This window comes from Ktedonobacter sp. SOSP1-52, from assembly GCF_016587395.1.
This window is the reverse complement of sequence record NZ_BNJH01000002.1, coordinates 675,223-692,298: the sequence shown is the minus strand read 5'-3', so window position 1 is coordinate 692,298 and position 17,076 is coordinate 675,223. Positions and strand designations below refer to the sequence as shown.

The following is a 17,076-nucleotide window of genomic DNA, read 5'->3' as shown; positions in this document are numbered from 1 at the left end:
CGAAAACCCTGAGCGCGAAGCGCTAGTCACGCCAGTGACGTTGGGTTTCGGAATAAGATCTGGATAGAAGTGCGCGTGTATAGTATTTTTTCTTTTCATTGGAGACCGAAACAGCATGTTATTATCCGATAAACGTATCCTTGAAGAACTAGAGCAGGGCAATATCGTTATTGAACCCTTTGATATGCGTCACCTGGGAACCAACTCATATGACTGCCGCCTGGGCGAGTGGTATTTTCAGGGGGATGCCAATATAGAGGCTATGCACCTGGACAACCCGGAGGAGATTCGTCGCTACTGGGGAATGCCCCGCCAGGCAAGCGAGGGAAAGATCGCGATTCGCCCCGGCACGACGATTCTGGCGCATACACAGGAGATCATTGGTGGTCATAACGGCTACCTGGCAAAGATGTATTCGCGTAGCACGGTCGCGCGCTCGGGCCTCTCAGTCTGCCGCTGTGCCGGTGTGGGTGATGTGGGCTATATTAGCCGCTGGACCATGGAGATCAGCAATCATACGCAGACGACCATCTACGTCCCCGTGGGCTTCCGCATCTGCCAGTTGACCTTTGAATTTATTGGCGAGACGCTCAAAGAGTACCATGGCAAGTACGGCAAGCGCGCGGAGTCCTGGCGTCCAGAGGATATGCTCCCCAAGCCCTACTTTGACTGGGACTACGATGTCTATCGCACCGATAAGGGAGGCAAGTAGGGCGTGGAACGTGGCGTACTGATTTCGTTTGAGGGTCTCGATGGGGCGGGTAAGACCACACAGATGAACCTGCTAGAGGAGTGGCTACAGAGCCAGGGGGTGTCATATCTGCGCACACGTGAGCCGGGTGGCTCTCCCCTAGGGGTGGAGATCCGGCGCCTCCTGCTGAACCGCCCCGACCTGCATATCTCTCCCCTGGCCGAAGCCCTGCTCTTCCAGGCTGACCGCGCCCAGCATTTTGCCGAGGTGATCCTGCCCGCGCTTGACGAGGGGAAAGTAATCGTCTCGGATCGCTGCTTTGATTCCAGCATTGCCTATCAAGGAGCAGCGCGTGGTGTTGGTGAGCAACTGGTGGAGGATCTCTCACTGTTGGCGACACAGGGACATCAGCCCAATCTAACTATCATGCTGGATTTGCCACCTGAGAAGGTACAGCAACGCACCAACCTGGCCGTGGATCAGAGTGGTACGCGTACTGAGCAGAGCCATTTTGATCGTGAAACAGAGGCCTTTCACCAGACTCTGCGTGAGGCCTTTCTCACGCTAGCCCGCAGGTATCCCCAGCGTATCAAAGTGCTTGATGCCTCGCGTACTCCTGAAGTCATTCAGAGCGAAATCCAGGGCTACGTTGAGCGGCTCCTGGCGGCGCGTACATAAGATAGGAGCCAGGATGAATGGGGTGCTGAGGTTATCAGCACCCCGTTTGCTTATGCCGGCAAGCCCTGGGCTGTCAGTAGGGCTTGCGTCTCTTTGCGGAGTGCCTCAAGTCGCTCGAGCGCAGCCTTGAGGTTTGCGCTCTCGGGCGTGAGGAGCGTATAGACCTCGCCAATGCGCTTGGCGAAGTGGGTAGGGACGAGCGGGAAGGCGTTGGCGAGCGCCACGGCGCCCTTCTCGTTCATACAATAGCAGGTGTTGAGCGCGAAGAGGACCTGGAGCAGGCAGGAAACCGCGCGAAAGGAGCAGCCCGCGACATAGGAAACATCACCGCGCCCGGCCCCTTTGGCCGCATTCTGGATGGCGAAATCGATCTCCCAGAAGAAGCTTCGGACGATCCCCTCCTGCAATTGACGAGGGTAGGGTGTGGTCAGGGCTTTTAGGCGCTGGACCTCGCCCGCCGGGTCCCAGAGCACGCGGCAGAGCGCGATTTCCGACATATACATGGCGCTCGTAAAGCCATGCGGATGGCCTGGCTGATAGGCAATCTCGATGCGCCCGGCACGGCTCTCGGTAATGGAATGTGCGACCGCGCGCAGGTCGCGGTAGAGGAAGTCGACATGCATCCCCTGCACCACCAGCCAGCCACCGCCATTGATGCGTGGTCCCCAGCCGCCGAAATCGGTGAGGACATCCTGGCGGTGTTCGTCATCGACCCTGGCCGCGACGGCGCGTAAGTGGCGCAAGTCAATAGGGTTTTCGGAATCATAGTAGAGTCCCAGATCAATGTCTGAAGTTGACGTGGCTGCTCCTCGGCCACGCGACCCACCAAGCACAATGCCAGATAGGCCAGGAGTGTCGCGGAGCTCATTGAGCAAGAGATCCAGGATTATATCTGTATTCAAAGAAGCATTCTCGTTTCTAGCAGTGTCTGAGTGAGACACGATTACGCATCTGGCTGTTTACCAAGGACTTCGGGATTGACGACATTGATGGGGTGGCCGGCCTGGAATGCAACTACCTGCTCGAAGGCCGCACCAAAGAAGGATTCGTAGCTATCTTTCTCCACATACCCGATATGGGGTGTGCAAATGACATTCTCCATGTGCAGCAGAGGGTGGTCGGTGACTGGCTCGCTCTCATAGACATCCACGGCAGCTGAGCCTGGGCGTCCAGCGCGCAGCGCCTCCTCCAGCACGCCAGGAGCAATCAATCCCGCGCGGCTGGTATTGACCAGGAGCGCGGATGGCTGCATCGCCGCCAGGTCAGCGGCGGTCACGATCCCACGTGTAGCCTCTGCCATTTTGACGTGAAGGGTAAGGATATCGGCGCGCTCGAAGAGCATCTGCTGGCTGCTGGCGGTCTCAAAGCCATCGGCCTGGGCACGAGCTAGTGAACCTTCGCGTCCCCACACGAGTACCTTCATACCAAAGGCGCGACCGTAGCCCGCGACTAGGCTACCGATCCTACCATAGCCAAAGATGCCCAGAGTACGATTGCGCAGACCGGTACCGAGCGTTGTCTGCCAGTGGCCAGCCTTCATCGACGCGATCTCCTGGGGAATATGTCGTGTCGCGGCCAGGATCAGGCCCCAGGTCAGTTCAGCGGTGGAGTAGGAGGTCCCGCCGCCCGCCGCGATGACGATTCCACGGTGCGTGCAGGCCTCTACACCGATATGGGGGTAGCCCCTGCCGGTCTGGCTAATCAACTTGAGGTTGGGCAGGCGTTCCAGGAGGGCCTCGCTGATCTTTGTGCGCTCGCGGATAAGTACCAGGGCATCGGCCTCGCGAAAGCGGCTGGCAAGGGCCTCGATATCGGTGACGCTATCATTATAGATGGTGACGTCGTGTCCTTTGAGTTGCGCGAAGCAGTCGAGCTGCCGTATGGCATCCTGGTAATCATCAGGAATAACAATCTTCAAAACTTTTCTCCTCCTTTGTTTTGGGTCTCAACGCTGAGGATGCGGGTGAAATAAAGGGTGCCTTAGAGCACTTCCAGGCGCTCTTTGCGGCGTTGGGCTTCGAGGTAGTTCGGGTCGATCTCCAGGGCGCGATTGACGGCGGCCAGGGCCTCCTGTTTGTGACCCAGGATACCCAGGACCCAGGCCTTGGCATCCCAGGCTGCGGCGTCCTGGTCCTGGAGGGTCAGGGATTGCTCGAAGTCTGCCAGGGCCTCCTGGTAGCGGGCGAGCATGGCGAAACAGGTTCCACGGGTGTACCAGGTTTCTGGGTTGGCGGGGTTGAGCGCGACTGCTTTCTCCGCTGCGGCCAGGGCCTCGGTATAGCGGATGGAGTTCGAGAGTTGTTGACTATATTGAAGCCAGAAGGTGGCTTGTTGTTCTTGTGTAGACATGGTTGTGAGCGACTCTCCTCTATTTATCTGAAGGATGCTGCTTGTGCCACTCTCTGACAACGGCTTCATAGGCATCCCAGGTATCGACGTCATTGTTAGCGTGTGTAGACCCCAACTCTATGCTTGTAACCTCGGTTCGATGGCGCGTAAGCACGGTGCGTCCACCCTCATCTCCCTGTACCTCTCGCAGCTCAGGGAAGAGACTGCGCTCGAAGAGCACCGGGTTCCCGCGTTGTCCCTGATAGAGAGGCGCGATGATACGGCTATGCGTTGTATGCCGGGCCTCAATAAGTGTATCGAGAATGGCGGCGGAGAGCAAGGGCTGGTCACCCAGAATGATCAGCGCGGAGTCGCAGTCTGGTACCAGGTGTGCCAGTTCCGTGATGCCCGCGTGAATGGAGGTACTCATCCCTTGTTGGTAGTGTGGGTTGTCGACAGGATGGACCTCTGGATGCGCGAGATAGGGGGCGAGCACGGCACGCAACTGCGCGGAGCGATGCCCGAGCACGAGCAGGACTGGTTGTGCTTGTGAGGCCAGGACCGCATCGAGGACATGCGCGATAACGGGACGATCTCCCAGTGGCAGCAAGAGCTTGTGACGGTCTTCACCGATGCGACTGGAGGTCCCCGCGGCAAGAATAATCGCGGCAGTGGTGCGCTCACTCATACGTGCTAGACCTTTCCTATAGCAATAAAATGTATTTGCGGAAGAGACCTGGTGGAATAGAGAGGCAGGTTCCTCTTTGTTATATCACCTGGAGGATGATGGAGTATAGTTGCCTGAAAGAAGTGCGGCTCTTCCGTGCCTGTGTATAAAGCGGGTTGCCAGTGGTGCTATAATGACGTTCAGTTCGAATAGATTAGAGAATATGAAGAAGGAATGCAAGTCGAGAAGCTCGTAGCCTACCAGGAGTAAAGAAGAATGCTAAATTCCCCCCACACAATACAAGAACACGTAGAGCCGTTGGATGCCCAGACGCAGGCGAAATATGAGCGTTTGCAAGAGATTTTGCGCGAGATGGAGTCGGTGCTGGTTGCCTATTCAGGTGGGGTCGACAGCGCGCTTCTGCTTAAGGTCGCACACGACGTCCTGGGTGATCGGGCGCTAGGCGCGATTGCCTCATCAGCGGCCTATGCTCCTGAAGAGACGCAAGAAGCAATCGAGGTTGCCACGCAGATGAGCCTGCCTCTTGTGACGTTGGAGACTCATGAACTGGAGGATGAACGGTATGCATCCAATACCGTCCAGCGCTGCTACTTCTGCAAGACCGAGCTCTTCACAAGTCTGGAGCCGGTGGCGAAGGAGCACAATTTACGTCATATCGCCTACGGCGTCAACAAGGACGATGATGGAGATTTTCGTCCCGGGCAGAAGGCGGCGCGTGAGTTTGGTGTGCGGGGGCCGCTCAAAGAGGCGGAGATGGGTAAGAAAGAGATCCGTGCCATTGCGAAAATGCTGGGTATGCCGGTCTGGGATAAGCCCGCGATGGCCTGTTTCTCTTCGCGTATTCCCTATGGGAGCCGAGTGGATGTGGCCTCTTTGCAGATGGTCTATAAAGCGGAGAAGTTTTTGCGCGAGCAGGGGTTTCGCCAGTTGCGTGTGCGCCACCATGATAAAATCGCCCGTATTGAGGTGGAGCGCTCAGAGATCCCTCGTCTGGTAGAAGAAGAGATGAGCCGCAAGGTGACCGATGCTCTGCGTAAGATTGGCTATTCCTATGTAACAGTCGATTTGTTAGGGTACCGCACGGGCAGCATGAATGAGTCTTTCTTCAAGAAGAAGAATGCTACAGCCGCTGAGTAGGTCGCATGCGTGCATTGCGAATGTAGAGAACGGGCCTCGTGGTGGTAACTGGGTATGTGCCTGGATACTGTCACGAGGCCAGTTTTGTAGAACGTATAGATGTGTTTTGTGGCAGCGAAAGCAAGCATGTAGGTTTTTTGTCGAGAAAAAGGGTGAAATTCTGCGTTGTGCCAACGTAGATATGTATGTGTGTATCTATTTTGTGTATCTATTTCTTGCCTGCGGGAGTGATATATTTTTAGACAAACGAACGTTAGATAGGATAGAAACGTATAGATTTTTAAGCGGAGGAGCGTGAGCATAAGGGGGAGAGAAGTGTGTTTTGTATAGCACTAACATCCTGTGTAAGGAACTCTTAAGAGGCATGGAGCCTCTTTCCTTCCTATGCCTACAGGCAGGGGTATCCAGAGGCGGAGGATCTGATGAAACTACAACGAAACGCGGTCTCTTTTTCCCTGGGGCCACAGAATACGGATAGGGCCTGTGTACTGGTGCATAATGTTGGCGGGAGCCCATTAGAGATGAGGGACCTGGGCGAGTATCTGGCGCAACAGGGCATCCGAGTGCGCGGCATCTCGCTAGCAGGCCACGATGGCGACTTAGAGCACCTGGCCCAGGTTGAGCGAGAGGCGTGGTTGAAGACCATCGCTGAGGAGGTAATGGAGCTAGAAGACTACCCATATGTTTTTTTGGGTGGTTTCTCCGTGGGGTCGGTCCTGGCGATATTATCGGCCCTGGACTTTGGTCAACAGATTGCGGGCGTCATTGCTATGTCAACGCCTATGCGCCTGTTTCAGGAGTTGAGCTTTCCCTTTGGCGACTACTTTGCGAAGCACCGGCAGCCCCTGGCTGGATATGCGCTGGAGGATCCCTGTGTGCGCCATGATATTCTCACGAGTATACGTCTCCTTGACCCCAAAGGAGTTGAGGAACTGAGTGAAGACGAGATACTGGAGATTGCACTTAAGGAAGCGCGTTACCCCGGCGCGCTTTGGCGCCAGATGACCGCACTGGTGCGGGAACTGCGCGTGCGTTTGCAGGAACTGGTGACACCCTTACTGATTATTCAGGGAAAGCAGGATGCGCTTAACCCGCCTGAGAGCGCCTCCGAGTTGTATCGCAAGGCCGTGTATGCCCCCAAATCGCTGCACTGGTTGGAGCGGAGTGGCCATTTTGTGATGACAGATCTTGAGCAAGAACAACTCTGTTTTCTCTGCGCTTCGTTTATTAATGATATTGTCTTGCATGATCGCTTAAGCGGCTAGCGAATTAGTTGTTTGCGTTGGCAGTGACTACTCGCCATTGCATGGCTCGCCGGGTAGGGGTGTGTTGGCGGCACGCTGGCAAAGCCAGCGTGCCGCCAACACACCCCTACCCATACGAAGCACCGTAGGTGCTGATGCGTCACTATTTTCTGTAGCTATCCCGGCTATGGTATAATCTGTTTAGCTAAGTGTTCTTTGCACACCAAGTAAGAAGTGATAGGGTTTTGCCATAAGCAGGAAATAGTAATTATGCCAGAGCATGTTTTACAGTCAGAGGCGCCCGAGCGTGCGCAGCGCCTTATCTATATGGACCACGCGGCCACGACTGCGCTTGACCCACGTGTTCTTGAGAGTATGATGCCGCACCTGACCGAGCAGTACGGCAATGCCAGCAGTATCTATGCGCTGGGCCGGCAGGCGATGCAGACCATTTCGCATGCGCGTGAAGAGGTGGCAGCGTTGCTCAATTGCCAGCCCGCTGAGATCGCCTTTGTAGGTTGTGGTTCTGAAAGCGATAACCTGGCGATCAAGGGCATGGCCTTTGCCTCGCAAAAGAAGGGTAACCACCTGATTACCAGTTCGATTGAGCACCACGCGGTCCTGCACACCTGTAACTACCTGGAGCGTTTTGGCTTTGAGACGACCTATCTCTCAGTTGACGAGAACGCGTTGATCGATCCAGACTCGGTTGGGCGGGCCATTACTGATAAAACCGTGCTGGTCTCGATCATGTTTGCTAATAATGAGGTCGGAACCATCGAACCTATAGCCGAGATTGGCAAGATCTGTCGTGCGCGCAAGGTCCCCTTCCACGTGGATGCGGTGCAGGCGGGTGGCGCACTCCCCATCGATGTGGCCGCGTTAAATGTGGACTTGCTCTCGCTCTCGGCGCATAAATTTTATGGGCCAAAGGGGATGGGTATTCTTTATGTCAAGCAAGGGAAGCGCATCCTGCCACAGTTGCAGGGGGGATCGCAGGAGCGTGGTAGGCGGGCCGGTACCGAGAATGTCGCGGGAATCGTCGGGACGGCCGAGGCCTTCCGGCTGGCCCAGGAAGAGCTAGAGACCGTGACGCCACGTATTCGCAAACTGCGCGATCGCCTGATCGAGGGCATCCTGACCATTCCCAGGAGCCGCCTGACAGGCCATCTAGTGCAACGCCTGGCCAATAATGCGAGCTTCTGTTTTGAGGGGGTGGAGGGAGAATCGATTCTAATTCATCTGGATATGCTGGGGATCGCGGCCTCGACTGGTTCGGCCTGTACCTCAGGCTCGATTGATCCCTCACATGTATTAGAGGCCATGGGCTATCCGCCGGAGTGGTCGCATGGGAGCTTGCGCCTGACGCTCGGTAAGGAGAATACCGAGGAAGAGGTTGAGCGAGTCATCGCGCTCTTGCCTGGAGTGGTAGAGAAGGTGCGGACCCTGGGCCTATAGCCGAAAAGTATAGGTAGAAGAGAGGCATATGCGTTAGCATGGCCTCTCTTCTTTTGTTTTGTGTGGGAGCACTGCCAGCACACAAAGGCCAGGCTGGAATTGGCTTTTGCTCAGCCATAATATGGGCAATTGGCTTGTTGTAAGGATGACTGTTTTTATGTTACAGTATTGCAGTATCGTCAGACAGATCGAGGAAATGATTTGCGCCTTCAACCCATATTACTAATAAGAGTTTAACAATAGAAAACGATTGCGTCAAGTAATTTGTGCCAGGTTGTTGTAGAGCGTGCTCAACGAAGCCTCAAGGCTTGGATGAAAGGAAAGGTTTTAGGGGATGGATACGTTAAAACGTGAAACGTTGTCGCAGCGGGTGCGGCAGGTGAGGCCCTCTGGCATTCGTAAGTTCTTTGATATTATTAATACCATGCCAGAGGTTATTTCATTGGGAGTGGGAGAGCCCGACTTCGTCACGCCAGAACATATTCGGCGCGCTGGTATTCGCTCAATTGAAGAAGGACATACGCAGTACACCTCTAACTATGGCATGATTGAGCTACGCCAGGAGATCGCCAAGAAATTGCAGGCGCTCTATGGCTTAGAGTATGATCCCGCTAAGCAGATCCTGGTCACGGTCGGGGTAAGCGAAGGTGTCGACCTGGCTATGCGTACCATCATTGATCCCGGTGACGAGGTGATCGCGCCCGATCCGGGATATGTGGCCTATGAGGCGGACATCATTTTCGCCGGGGGGGTAGCGGTTCCGGTGCCAACATACGCGCAGTATGACTTCGCTGTACGCGCGGAGGAGATCGCCGCGGCTATCACCCCGCGCACCAAGATGATTCTGCTGGGCAATCCCAATAATCCCACAGGTGCGGTGATTCCCCGTGTGGAGCTTGAGAAGATCGCTGCCCTGGCTGTCGAGCATGATTTGATTGTGCTCTCCGACGAGGTATATAGCCGTCTGACCTATGGTGTTGATCACTTTAGCATCGCCTCGCTACCCGGGATGAAGGAGCGCACCATTTTGATGGATGGCTTCTCCAAATCATATGCCATGACCGGCTGGCGCGTGGGCTACGTCGCGGCCTCCACCGAGATCCTTGAGGCCATGCTCAAGATCCACCAGTATACTATTATGTGTGCCGGGACTGCGCCCCAGGAGGCCGCTTTACAGGCACTGCGCGACGGCGATGACGATGTTAAGCGGATGCATGATGAGTATGAGCGCCGGGGCCAGATGTTTGTGGCGGGCCTTAATAAGCTGGGCCTGGCCTGTTGTGAGCCACGAGGCGCATTTTATGCCTTCCCCTTTATAGGCAATACGGGGATGAACGACGAAGAGTTCGCGGAGAAATTGCTCTTTGAAGAGAAGGTCGCAGTCGTTCCTGGTAGCTCGTTTGGTGAGGCGGGACGCAATTATGTGCGCTGCGCCTACTGCACCTCCTATGAGAAATTGGAAGAGGCCCTGGTGCGCATCGAGCGCTTCTTGCAGAAGCACGCCAGGTAGCGCCTACACTGCTTGGCTTCTCGCGCCTGTGGCGCTCGCTTTGGTCAATGATGTAGTGCACCGCGACAGCCGGCTGTCGCGGTGCACTACATCATTGACCAATTGTATTATTTGGCGGAAACAGGTTCCCAGGATGGAGCCTGGGCGCGGTCGCGTTTCAACTCAAAGACATTGGGCTGGGTCAGGAAGTAGGAGGTATGATCCCAGAGGGTCGCAGCCTCTTCGCCCTCGGGTACACTATGGATGACCGGGCCATAGAAGCCTACGGTCGAACCTTCAAAGGCGATGGTGGGTACGCCAAAGGCTGCGTAGCGATCAACGGCCTCTTTATGGTCGTTGAGTACCTCCTGGACCGTCGATTCATCGGCGAGGGCCTGGGCGACAAAGTCGCTGCCGAGTCCCGCTTCCTGTGCAGCTGCCTCGACGACTGAGCGCTCGCTGATATTCTCTTTGCGTCCGTGGGCGGCATTTCCCAGCGCGACGTAGAGTTTCTCCAGGGCCTCATTCCCTTTCTGGCGACGAGTGAGGGCCAGGGTGCGAAGCGCGGTCCAGCCGCGACCGTTCACATAGTCGGGCTGTACACCCTCCTGGCGGTTAACCACTTCGAGGCTAAAGAGTTTCCAGGTAATGTCCACTGGGCGCTCCTGGCGTACATTGCGCATCCAGAGGGCGGTGCGCCACGCCAGTGGGCAGAGTGGATCAACGTGCATGTTTACTTTCTTGGGTTGCGTAGCTTCCAAGCTCATGAAAATCACTCCCCAACTGTATCAATAGTCACACTTTACTTTCTGAAGTGTGCGATTATAGAATATTCCCTCGCAAAGATGAATGTCAAATGGAGAGTGGCTGAAGGTGCCTAGAAATTGCTTCTGAGAAATGACTGGTTCCCATTTCTGCTCTCCAAGAGACGATGTGAGCCGAGCAGCATGGATTCGGGATCCGCGCGGTGCGGACTAAGAAAGCGCAGGACTGGTGCCTTCGCTGTCCCCTGATATTTTTGCAGGAGCGGGCGGAGGAACTGGGGGAGCGCAATGCTGCCATGAGGCTGAGCCAGCAGGAGCAGATAGTAGCGGCTGCGCTCATCCTCTATCACACTGCGAATAGTCGAGAGTTCGAGCAGGATGCCGCGTTCATGGCGTGTGAAGAGCAGGATGGGTGCATTATTCATCTCCTGCGAGAGGCGTAAAATACTCTCCTCAAGGTTGGGAACATAAAGTTCCATACGCTGTAGCGTTACGCCTGCCTGCCTGGTCCGGTAGTACATATATTCCAGAAAGTCTTTGGCCTGTTGAATACGTTCCAGACGAATTCCTTTGTGTTTGTCGGGTGAGCAAGGAATGAAGGCCACACATACCAGGCAGGCAGAGAGGTTCTCTGCCATGACCAGAGCCTGATCGATTGCTTCTCTATCGATACTGTGCGTAAAAGGCAGGAGTAAATACTGCATAAGCGTTTCCATTCTTATTGATGAGTAGCTGGTGTTACTGAGCAAATAGCAGGTGTCTGTGTTATTAGTATAGAGGGAAAGGAATAAAGTTTGGCTCAAAATGTGGAGGGCGGATCTAAAGATATGCTCAGGATCTGGTGACGTTGCCATTCTGATGGGGAATGCGAAAATAAGAGCGAGCGTTAGTATATTGTGTGTAACTTCTTTCTGGTAGGTAGTATGGTGAACCCTGCCAGCCTGCGGCTGGCAGGGTTCACCATACTACCTACCGAGGCTAGCATTCACTATAGCCGCAGTTATAGCATTTGCGGCAGCCTTCCTCGTAGACCATGGTGTTGCAGTCGCACTGGGGGCAGAGGTTGCCCGTCAGGTTGAGTGTGCTAAGGTCGCCATGCTCATGATAGGTGCCATTCGTTCCATTGTGCTTCTGCTCAACAGGGGGATCGTCCTGTTCAGAGGCGGCGTCCTCCTTTGCTTTCTCGCTCGCAAGCTGCGACTCGATATGCAGTTCCAGCGCGCGGGCTACGCCATCGGGCAGTGAGCGCACCTGCTGCACGCCGAAACCAACCGAGCGGCTGCCGCCGATGCCGCGTAGCTGTTCGGTGATGACCTTGGCGCGATCCATCTGCGAGAGCGGACTGAGCAGTTGCAGGTTCAACGAGATCAGGCGCCCCAGGGCCTCGGAGAGGGCCGCGATATCGCTACCAGCCTTACCCAGGGTTACAAAGACCTCCAGGGGACCCTGCTCGTCGCTATTGATCGTAATGTTGATCTTGCCCTCGGGGGCGCGCACCTGGCGTGTATAGCCGTGGACAACAGCGGGCCGCTCTTTGATGCCCTGGCGGATCGAGGTCACAGGCTCCATCATCAGGCCCTGGGTCTCGTTCGCATCGCCTGTGGCCTGTTTCTGCTTCTTCTCATCCTCGATACGAGTCAGGACCGCGTCACGCGAGCCATCGCGGTAGTAGGTCACGCCCTTACAGCCCATCTCATAGGCCAGGCGATAGAGCGTCTCGACCTGGTCAACGGTATGGTTGTTGGGCGCGTTCACCGTCTTGCTGATGCTGGCATCAGTGTAGCGCTGGACGGTTGCCTGTACACGTATATGCTCCTCGGGCGAGAGATCCTTTGAGGAGACAAAGTAGTGAGGTGTTGATGCGTTGGGATGCGCATCGCGCCAGGCCTGGAGCAGAGGATGATAGAGAATATGCTCGCCCGTGCGGTCCCGTCGGATCATGGCGAAGTCAAAAACTGGCTCAATCCCCGAGCTGACGCCTGAAAGCAGGCTGGTCGTGCCGGTGGGTGCCTGGGTAAGCAGGACTGCGTTACGTGTGCCGTGCTTCTTGATCTTCTCTTGCAGCGATTTGGGCAGGCGCTTGATGAACTTGCCCTGGAGGTATTTGTCGCGTTCGAAGCGTGGGAAGGGTCCCTTCTCGGCGGCGATCTCCGTCGAGGCCTCGTAGGCCGAGTCGCGGATCGTCGAGTAGATGCGCTCAATCACCGGGATTGAGGCCTCGCTACCATAGGCGACCTTCATCTTGATCAGGGCATCGGCCAGGCCCATTGTCCCCAGGCCTGTGCGGCGCGTGCCGAGCTGGGCCTCGCGATTCTCCTCAAAGAAGTAGTCGGTCGCATCAATGACGTTATCCAGGAAACGCATGGAGACCTTGCTTATCTCTGCCAATCGCTGCCAATCCATGGCTCCATCCGAGACAAAGGCCGCAAGGTTGAGAGCGCCCAGGTTGCACACTCCCCACTCTGGAAGCGGTTGCTCTCCACATGGATTTACGCAACGTATCGTTTCGTAATACCATGTGTTTGATTCTTTGTTGCAGCGATCCATGAAGACGACACCTGGTTCGGCGGATTCCCAGGCCGAGGTGCAGATCAGGTCCCAGAGGTGGCGCGCCTTGATAGTCTTTTTGACCTCGTCCTGCCAGACCAGGTTCCAGTCGGCATCGTCCTTGACTGCCTGCATAAAGGCATCGGAGACGCAGACCGAGAGGTTGGCGTGCTCGATCATGCCCGCCTTTTTCTTGACCGTGATAAACTCTTCGATGTCTGGATGGTTGTCGTCGAGCATAATCATTAAAGCCCCCCTCCTCGATCCTCCTTGCTGGATGACATCGCCGGTTGCGACCGAATAGAGTTGCGCCCAGGAGCAGGGACCAGAGGCCGTGCCATTGACCGTCTTGATATAGGAGCCACGTGGGCGGAGCGTGGAGAGGTTGATGCCGACGCCACCACCGCGAGCCATGATCTCGGTCATGACCTTCAGGTTTTCCAGGATACCTTGGCGGCTATCCTCCGGACTGGGGATGACGAAGCAGTTATAAAATGTAACCTGGTGTCCAGTTCCGGCACCCGCAAGGATGCGTCCACCGGGGACAAACTGGAAGTTGGAGAGAGCGTCGTAGAAGCGTTCCTCCCAGAATGCCTGCTTCTCCTCGCCTTGCTCGACAGAGGCGATGCCACGGGCGACGCGTTTCCACATATCTTCAGGGTAGAACTCCAGAGGTTGCCCGGTGGCATCCTTGAGAGAGTATCTATCCATGAACACCTTCTGGCGAATGCCTTCTAACTGGGTGGGCGAGGCTATGTCGGAGGTAGGTGCAGACTGTATCGTGGAGTCAGACTGTCGTGGTGGCTTCTGTTGTTCTACCATAAAGGCTTGCTCCTTTTCCTTGTACTCTGGGTGTCAAATCAAGTATGAGCTAGATACTGTTTTGCGGCCATCCAGGTCGCTTTATGTGCAATACAAAAGAATATGGATGTGAGAAGACAGCGCTGAAAACGATGGAGACATGGACCATGTCAATTGTGTGGGTGCTGTATGGATACGTGAGACACATGCGGCTGAGAGCCCTTTGGGTGTATCCTCATGTTTCGCTATCGAAAATATATTCTACGCTATCCAGTATACTCGCAATGACGACCAAAAACAACCCCACTAGCACAACATATTGTGTTGATTAATAAATTTTAACACAATATGTTGTGCTAGTGGCTTTTGTGATATGATGAGGAAACGCGTAAAAGCACCTGGTAGGTACGCGCAGAAAGGCAAGTGTAAGGCCACCTGAGGCCATATGCAGGGAGGATTTATGAGGGCAGAAATTATTTCGTGTGGAACCGAGCTGTTGTTAGGACACATCTCAGATACCAACGCCACGTTCCTGGCGCAGAGCCTGGCGAGCCTGGGCGTTGATTTATATCATGTCTCGCAGGTGGGTGATAATCAGGAGCGCGTCGTGGAGACGCTGCGCCGTGCCCTGGAACGCTCAGATCTCGTCATCATGACGGGGGGTATTGGGCCGACTGAGGACGACCTGACACGTGAGTCAATTAGTATACTCATGGGCGAGGAGATGCGTGTTGATCCAGTCCTGGAGCAGGAGTTACGCGCGCGTTTTTCAGGACGAGACATGCCCGAGCGCAATCTCAAACAGGCGACCTTGATTCCCTCGGCGCAGTCTCTGCCCAATCCGCGTGGATCCGCGCCCGGCTGGTTTGTGCAGAAAGATCAGAAGATCATCGTGGCTATGCCAGGTGTCCCTCGTGAGATGTACCGCATGTGGGAAGAGGAGGCGGTCCCGCGCCTGGCTCCCTACCTGGGCGGAACGATCTTTACGCGTATCCTGCGGGTGTATGGCATGGGTGAATCGACCGTCGAGGAGCGCCTGGGTGAATTGATTCATAACAGCAATCCAACTGTGGCGACCTACGCCAAACCAGATGCCGTCGATGTGCGTATCAGCGCCAAGTCTGCCACGAGCGAAGAGGCTGAGAAACTGGTCTCGGAGGCAGAAGTGCAGGCACGTGAGATCCTGGGGGCGCTGATCTTTGGCACCGATAGGGATACGCTCGCCAGCGTTACCGGAAGCCTGCTCCAGGCGCGTCATCAGACGCTTTCCGTCATGGAGTCGCTAACAGGCGGCCTGCTTGCCAGCACCATTACGGATTTCAAGACCAGTTCCAGCCACTTCATCGGCGGTATCGTTTCCTATAGCACTGATCTTAAAGCGCAGTTTGGCGTGCCACGTGAGACGATTGAGCGCTATGGCGTGGTAAGCGAGGAGACAGCTATCGCGATGGCGAAGGCGGTGCGTATGGAGATAGGGACTGATTTTGGTATTAGTGTGACGGGGGTGGCGGGTCCAGATGAACTTGATGGGAAGCCCGCGGGAACAATGCATATCGCGGTAGCAGGCCCCAATGGGGTGGTCACAGGGATGGGACCGGGATGGAGATCCAGTCGCAGTGACAACAAACGCCATGCCGTCAATACAGCATTAAATCTACTCAGGCTCTATCTAGAGGGACGTGTAGAGCCAAAATAGATTATTACCATTGGGCTACTGGCATGCAGCATACGTCTCTTGTAAGAGCATATCCTGCATGCTATGATCAGAGCCATGAAAGAATAAGGATCGGGAAAGGTCAGGGGAGCAAGTGTCCATCTTGCTCCCTCTGGGTATGGGCCTATGGATACAAAGCGCCAAAAGACAAAAATAGCCGTGCGGGAGCGCGGTGAGCCGAAGCGACGTTCACGGTTTCGTATCAGCCGCACATCGCCGCTCCTAAAGCTTTTTACCGTCCTGGGGCCAGGACTCATTGCCGCGAACGCAGGAAACGATGCCGGTGGTATCGCGACCTTTTCGACTGCGGGCGCCGACTTTGGCTATGGACTACTCTGGGCACTCGTCATCGCGGGCTTTTGCCTGGCGATTGTGCAGGAAATGTGTGCGCGTATGGGGGCCGTCACGGGCAAGGGTTTGGCGGACCTGATACGTGAGCAGTTTGGAGTCAGGTGGGCGGCCCTGGCCATGCTGGCTCTGCTGGTGGCGAATACGGGCGTCACCATCTCCGAATTTATGGGTATCGCGATGAGCGTCCAGGTATTCACGGGTGATGTGCATACCCCCCTGGTGTATATCGTTGTGCCGTTAACCGCCCTGGTGCTCTGGTGGCTGGTGATCAAGGGGTCCTATCGCCGCGTTGAAATTATCTTTTTGTTTATGTCCCTCGGATTTCTGGCCTACATCCCGGCTGCGTTCGCTGCCCATCCAGACTGGAGCGAGGTTGGAAGGCAGATTGTTTTCCCTTCAATTACTGGTAATCAGAAATACCTCCTGGCCGCAGTGGCCCTGGTGGGTACGACGATCAGCCCTTATATGCAGTTTTTTGTCCAGGCCTCGGTCGCAGATAAAGGGATACATGCGGGCGAGTACTTCTATGAGCAATTGGATGTCTATAGTGGGACTATTTTCGCGGTCCTCATCGCGATCTTTGTGGTTGTCGTGACCGGCGCGACCCTCTATCCGCACCATCAATCAGTTGAGACAGCGCTGGATGCGGCCCTGGCCCTGAAGGCTTTTGCCGGCCCCTACGCGACGCTTCTCTTTGGCATTGGCCTCTTTGGCGCCTCCCTGCTTGCCGCTGCGGTCCTACCGCTCTCGACCGCCTATGGCATCTGTGAAGCCTTTGGCTTTGAACGAGGCGTCTCGCGGAGCTTTAACGAGGCACCCGTTTTCCAAAGCATCTTTACGGGCCTGATCATTCTTGGAGTACTGGTAACGCTGATCCCGGGCCTTCCCATCATCCAGGTACTGGTCTTCTTGCAGGGATTGAACGCGGCCATGCTGCCGATCCTCCTGGTGTTTATTATCCTGTTAGTCAACAAGCGACGATTGATGGGGCGACGTGTCAATGGGGTGGTGTTTAATATCATCTCCTGGGCGACCGTTATTCTGATCTCGCTTTTAGTCATACTCTGGCTGACCACAAATTATATCCTTCCAGCTTTTTCCGGTTAAGTCCGGTGTAGAGGCCACTTTCTGGAATAGCAGAGAGAAATTGGACGTTGTTATCTATAGTATGAGATGTGTGTATGCG

Annotated in this window: 15 protein-coding genes; 8 read left to right on the top strand and 7 right to left on the bottom strand. The window is 55.4% G+C overall.

Annotated features, from left to right (window positions below; all coding sequences use genetic code 11):
• Positions 1 to 115: 115 nt before the first annotated feature.
• Entirely contained in the window at positions 116 to 712 is a 597-nt protein-coding gene (locus tag JMJ16_RS18725) for a hypothetical protein (RefSeq protein ID WP_201368666.1), read from the top strand.
• Positions 713 to 715: 3 nt separating this feature from the next.
• Positions 716 to 1,369: a dTMP kinase gene (tmk, locus tag JMJ16_RS18720; RefSeq protein WP_201383922.1), complete on the top strand. Its 654-nt coding sequence runs from the start codon at positions 716 to 718 to the stop codon at positions 1,367 to 1,369.
• A gap of 50 nt (positions 1,370 to 1,419) precedes the next feature.
• On the opposite strand, the gene JMJ16_RS18715 is transcribed toward tmk, so the two are convergent.
• The 4 genes from JMJ16_RS18715 to JMJ16_RS18700 all read right to left on the bottom strand — a co-directional run bounded on the left by JMJ16_RS18715 (position 1,420) and on the right by JMJ16_RS18700 (position 4,385).
• The gene (locus tag JMJ16_RS18715) at positions 1,420 to 2,271 is read right to left on the bottom strand and encodes a nucleotidyltransferase domain-containing protein (protein WP_201383919.1); all 852 of its coding nucleotides are present in this window, start codon (positions 2,269 to 2,271) and stop codon (positions 1,420 to 1,422) included.
• A gap of 41 nt (positions 2,272 to 2,312) precedes the next feature.
• On the bottom strand, positions 2,313 to 3,287 hold the full coding sequence (locus tag JMJ16_RS18710; protein WP_201383917.1) for a D-2-hydroxyacid dehydrogenase family protein: 975 nt from the start codon (positions 3,285 to 3,287) through the stop codon (positions 2,313 to 2,315).
• A 62-nt stretch (positions 3,288 to 3,349) separates the two neighbouring features.
• Positions 3,350 to 3,718, bottom strand: a complete 369-nt coding sequence (locus JMJ16_RS18705; RefSeq protein WP_201383915.1) for a tetratricopeptide repeat protein — start codon at positions 3,716 to 3,718, stop codon at positions 3,350 to 3,352.
• A gap of 19 nt (positions 3,719 to 3,737) precedes the next feature.
• Positions 3,738 to 4,385, bottom strand: coding sequence for an NTP transferase domain-containing protein (locus tag JMJ16_RS18700; protein ID WP_201383913.1), 648 nt, complete (start codon positions 4,383 to 4,385; stop codon positions 3,738 to 3,740).
• Between the two features lie 255 nt (positions 4,386 to 4,640).
• On the opposite strand from JMJ16_RS18700, the gene larE reads away from it, so the two are divergent.
• The 4 genes from larE to JMJ16_RS18680 all read left to right on the top strand — a co-directional run bounded on the left by larE (position 4,641) and on the right by JMJ16_RS18680 (position 9,734).
• On the top strand, positions 4,641 to 5,522 hold the full coding sequence (gene larE, locus JMJ16_RS18695; protein WP_201383911.1) for an ATP-dependent sacrificial sulfur transferase LarE: 882 nt from the start codon (positions 4,641 to 4,643) through the stop codon (positions 5,520 to 5,522).
• Between the two features lie 422 nt (positions 5,523 to 5,944).
• Positions 5,945 to 6,787: a carboxylesterase gene (locus JMJ16_RS18690; protein WP_201383909.1), complete on the top strand. Its 843-nt coding sequence runs from the start codon at positions 5,945 to 5,947 to the stop codon at positions 6,785 to 6,787.
• A gap of 249 nt (positions 6,788 to 7,036) precedes the next feature.
• A complete protein-coding gene (nifS, locus tag JMJ16_RS18685; protein ID WP_201383907.1) occupies positions 7,037 to 8,224 on the top strand; it encodes a cysteine desulfurase NifS in 1,188 nt (395 codons plus the stop codon).
• Between the two features lie 334 nt (positions 8,225 to 8,558).
• Positions 8,559 to 9,734 carry an aminotransferase class I/II-fold pyridoxal phosphate-dependent enzyme gene (locus tag JMJ16_RS18680; protein WP_201383905.1) on the top strand — a complete coding sequence of 392 codons (1,176 nt, stop codon included), beginning with the start codon at positions 8,559 to 8,561 and terminating at the stop codon, positions 9,732 to 9,734.
• Between the two features lie 107 nt (positions 9,735 to 9,841).
• Here JMJ16_RS18680 and JMJ16_RS18675 read toward each other — a convergent pair whose 3' ends face one another.
• The 3 genes from JMJ16_RS18675 to JMJ16_RS18665 all read right to left on the bottom strand — a co-directional run bounded on the left by JMJ16_RS18675 (position 9,842) and on the right by JMJ16_RS18665 (position 13,846).
• Complete coding sequence (locus JMJ16_RS18675) at positions 9,842 to 10,480, bottom strand: DsbA family protein (protein ID WP_201383903.1); 639 nt, start codon at positions 10,478 to 10,480, stop codon at positions 9,842 to 9,844.
• Between the two features lie 110 nt (positions 10,481 to 10,590).
• On the bottom strand, positions 10,591 to 11,181 hold the full coding sequence (locus tag JMJ16_RS18670) for a hypothetical protein (protein ID WP_201383900.1): 591 nt from the start codon (positions 11,179 to 11,181) through the stop codon (positions 10,591 to 10,593).
• Between the two features lie 274 nt (positions 11,182 to 11,455).
• Complete coding sequence (locus JMJ16_RS18665) at positions 11,456 to 13,846, bottom strand: adenosylcobalamin-dependent ribonucleoside-diphosphate reductase (protein ID WP_201383898.1); 2,391 nt, start codon at positions 13,844 to 13,846, stop codon at positions 11,456 to 11,458.
• 439 nt (positions 13,847 to 14,285) lie between these two features.
• Between JMJ16_RS18665 and JMJ16_RS18660 the strand changes: the two genes are divergently transcribed.
• Together JMJ16_RS18660 and JMJ16_RS18655 are read left to right on the top strand one after the other, a co-directional pair.
• The gene (locus JMJ16_RS18660) at positions 14,286 to 15,521 is read left to right on the top strand and encodes a competence/damage-inducible protein A (RefSeq protein WP_201368653.1); all 1,236 of its coding nucleotides are present in this window, start codon (positions 14,286 to 14,288) and stop codon (positions 15,519 to 15,521) included.
• 144 nt (positions 15,522 to 15,665) lie between these two features.
• The gene (locus tag JMJ16_RS18655) at positions 15,666 to 16,997 is read left to right on the top strand and encodes an Nramp family divalent metal transporter (RefSeq protein ID WP_201368652.1); all 1,332 of its coding nucleotides are present in this window, start codon (positions 15,666 to 15,668) and stop codon (positions 16,995 to 16,997) included.
• Positions 16,998 to 17,076: the final 79 nt, after the last annotated feature.

Excerpts from the sequence above, each read along its gene's own strand:
- JMJ16_RS18725 (WP_201368666.1), top strand. The coding sequence starts at position 116 with ATGTTATTATCCGATAAACGTATCCTTGAAGAACTAGAGCAGGGCAAT.
- JMJ16_RS18705 (WP_201383915.1), bottom strand. The coding sequence starts at position 3,718 with ATGTCTACACAAGAACAACAAGCCACCTTCTGGCTTCAATATAGTCAA.
- JMJ16_RS18700 (WP_201383913.1), bottom strand. The coding sequence starts at position 4,385 with ATGAGTGAGCGCACCACTGCCGCGATTATTCTTGCCGCGGGGACCTCC.
- larE (WP_201383911.1), top strand. The coding sequence starts at position 4,641 with ATGCTAAATTCCCCCCACACAATACAAGAACACGTAGAGCCGTTGGAT.
- JMJ16_RS18690 (WP_201383909.1), top strand. The coding sequence starts at position 5,945 with ATGAAACTACAACGAAACGCGGTCTCTTTTTCCCTGGGGCCACAGAAT.
- nifS (WP_201383907.1), top strand. The coding sequence starts at position 7,037 with ATGCCAGAGCATGTTTTACAGTCAGAGGCGCCCGAGCGTGCGCAGCGC.
- JMJ16_RS18680 (WP_201383905.1), top strand. The coding sequence starts at position 8,559 with ATGGATACGTTAAAACGTGAAACGTTGTCGCAGCGGGTGCGGCAGGTG.
- JMJ16_RS18675 (WP_201383903.1), bottom strand. The coding sequence starts at position 10,480 with ATGAGCTTGGAAGCTACGCAACCCAAGAAAGTAAACATGCACGTTGAT.
- JMJ16_RS18670 (WP_201383900.1), bottom strand. The coding sequence starts at position 11,181 with ATGCAGTATTTACTCCTGCCTTTTACGCACAGTATCGATAGAGAAGCA.
- JMJ16_RS18665 (WP_201383898.1), bottom strand. The coding sequence starts at position 13,846 with ATGGTAGAACAACAGAAGCCACCACGACAGTCTGACTCCACGATACAG.
- JMJ16_RS18660 (WP_201368653.1), top strand. The coding sequence starts at position 14,286 with ATGAGGGCAGAAATTATTTCGTGTGGAACCGAGCTGTTGTTAGGACAC.
- JMJ16_RS18655 (WP_201368652.1), top strand. The coding sequence starts at position 15,666 with ATGGATACAAAGCGCCAAAAGACAAAAATAGCCGTGCGGGAGCGCGGT.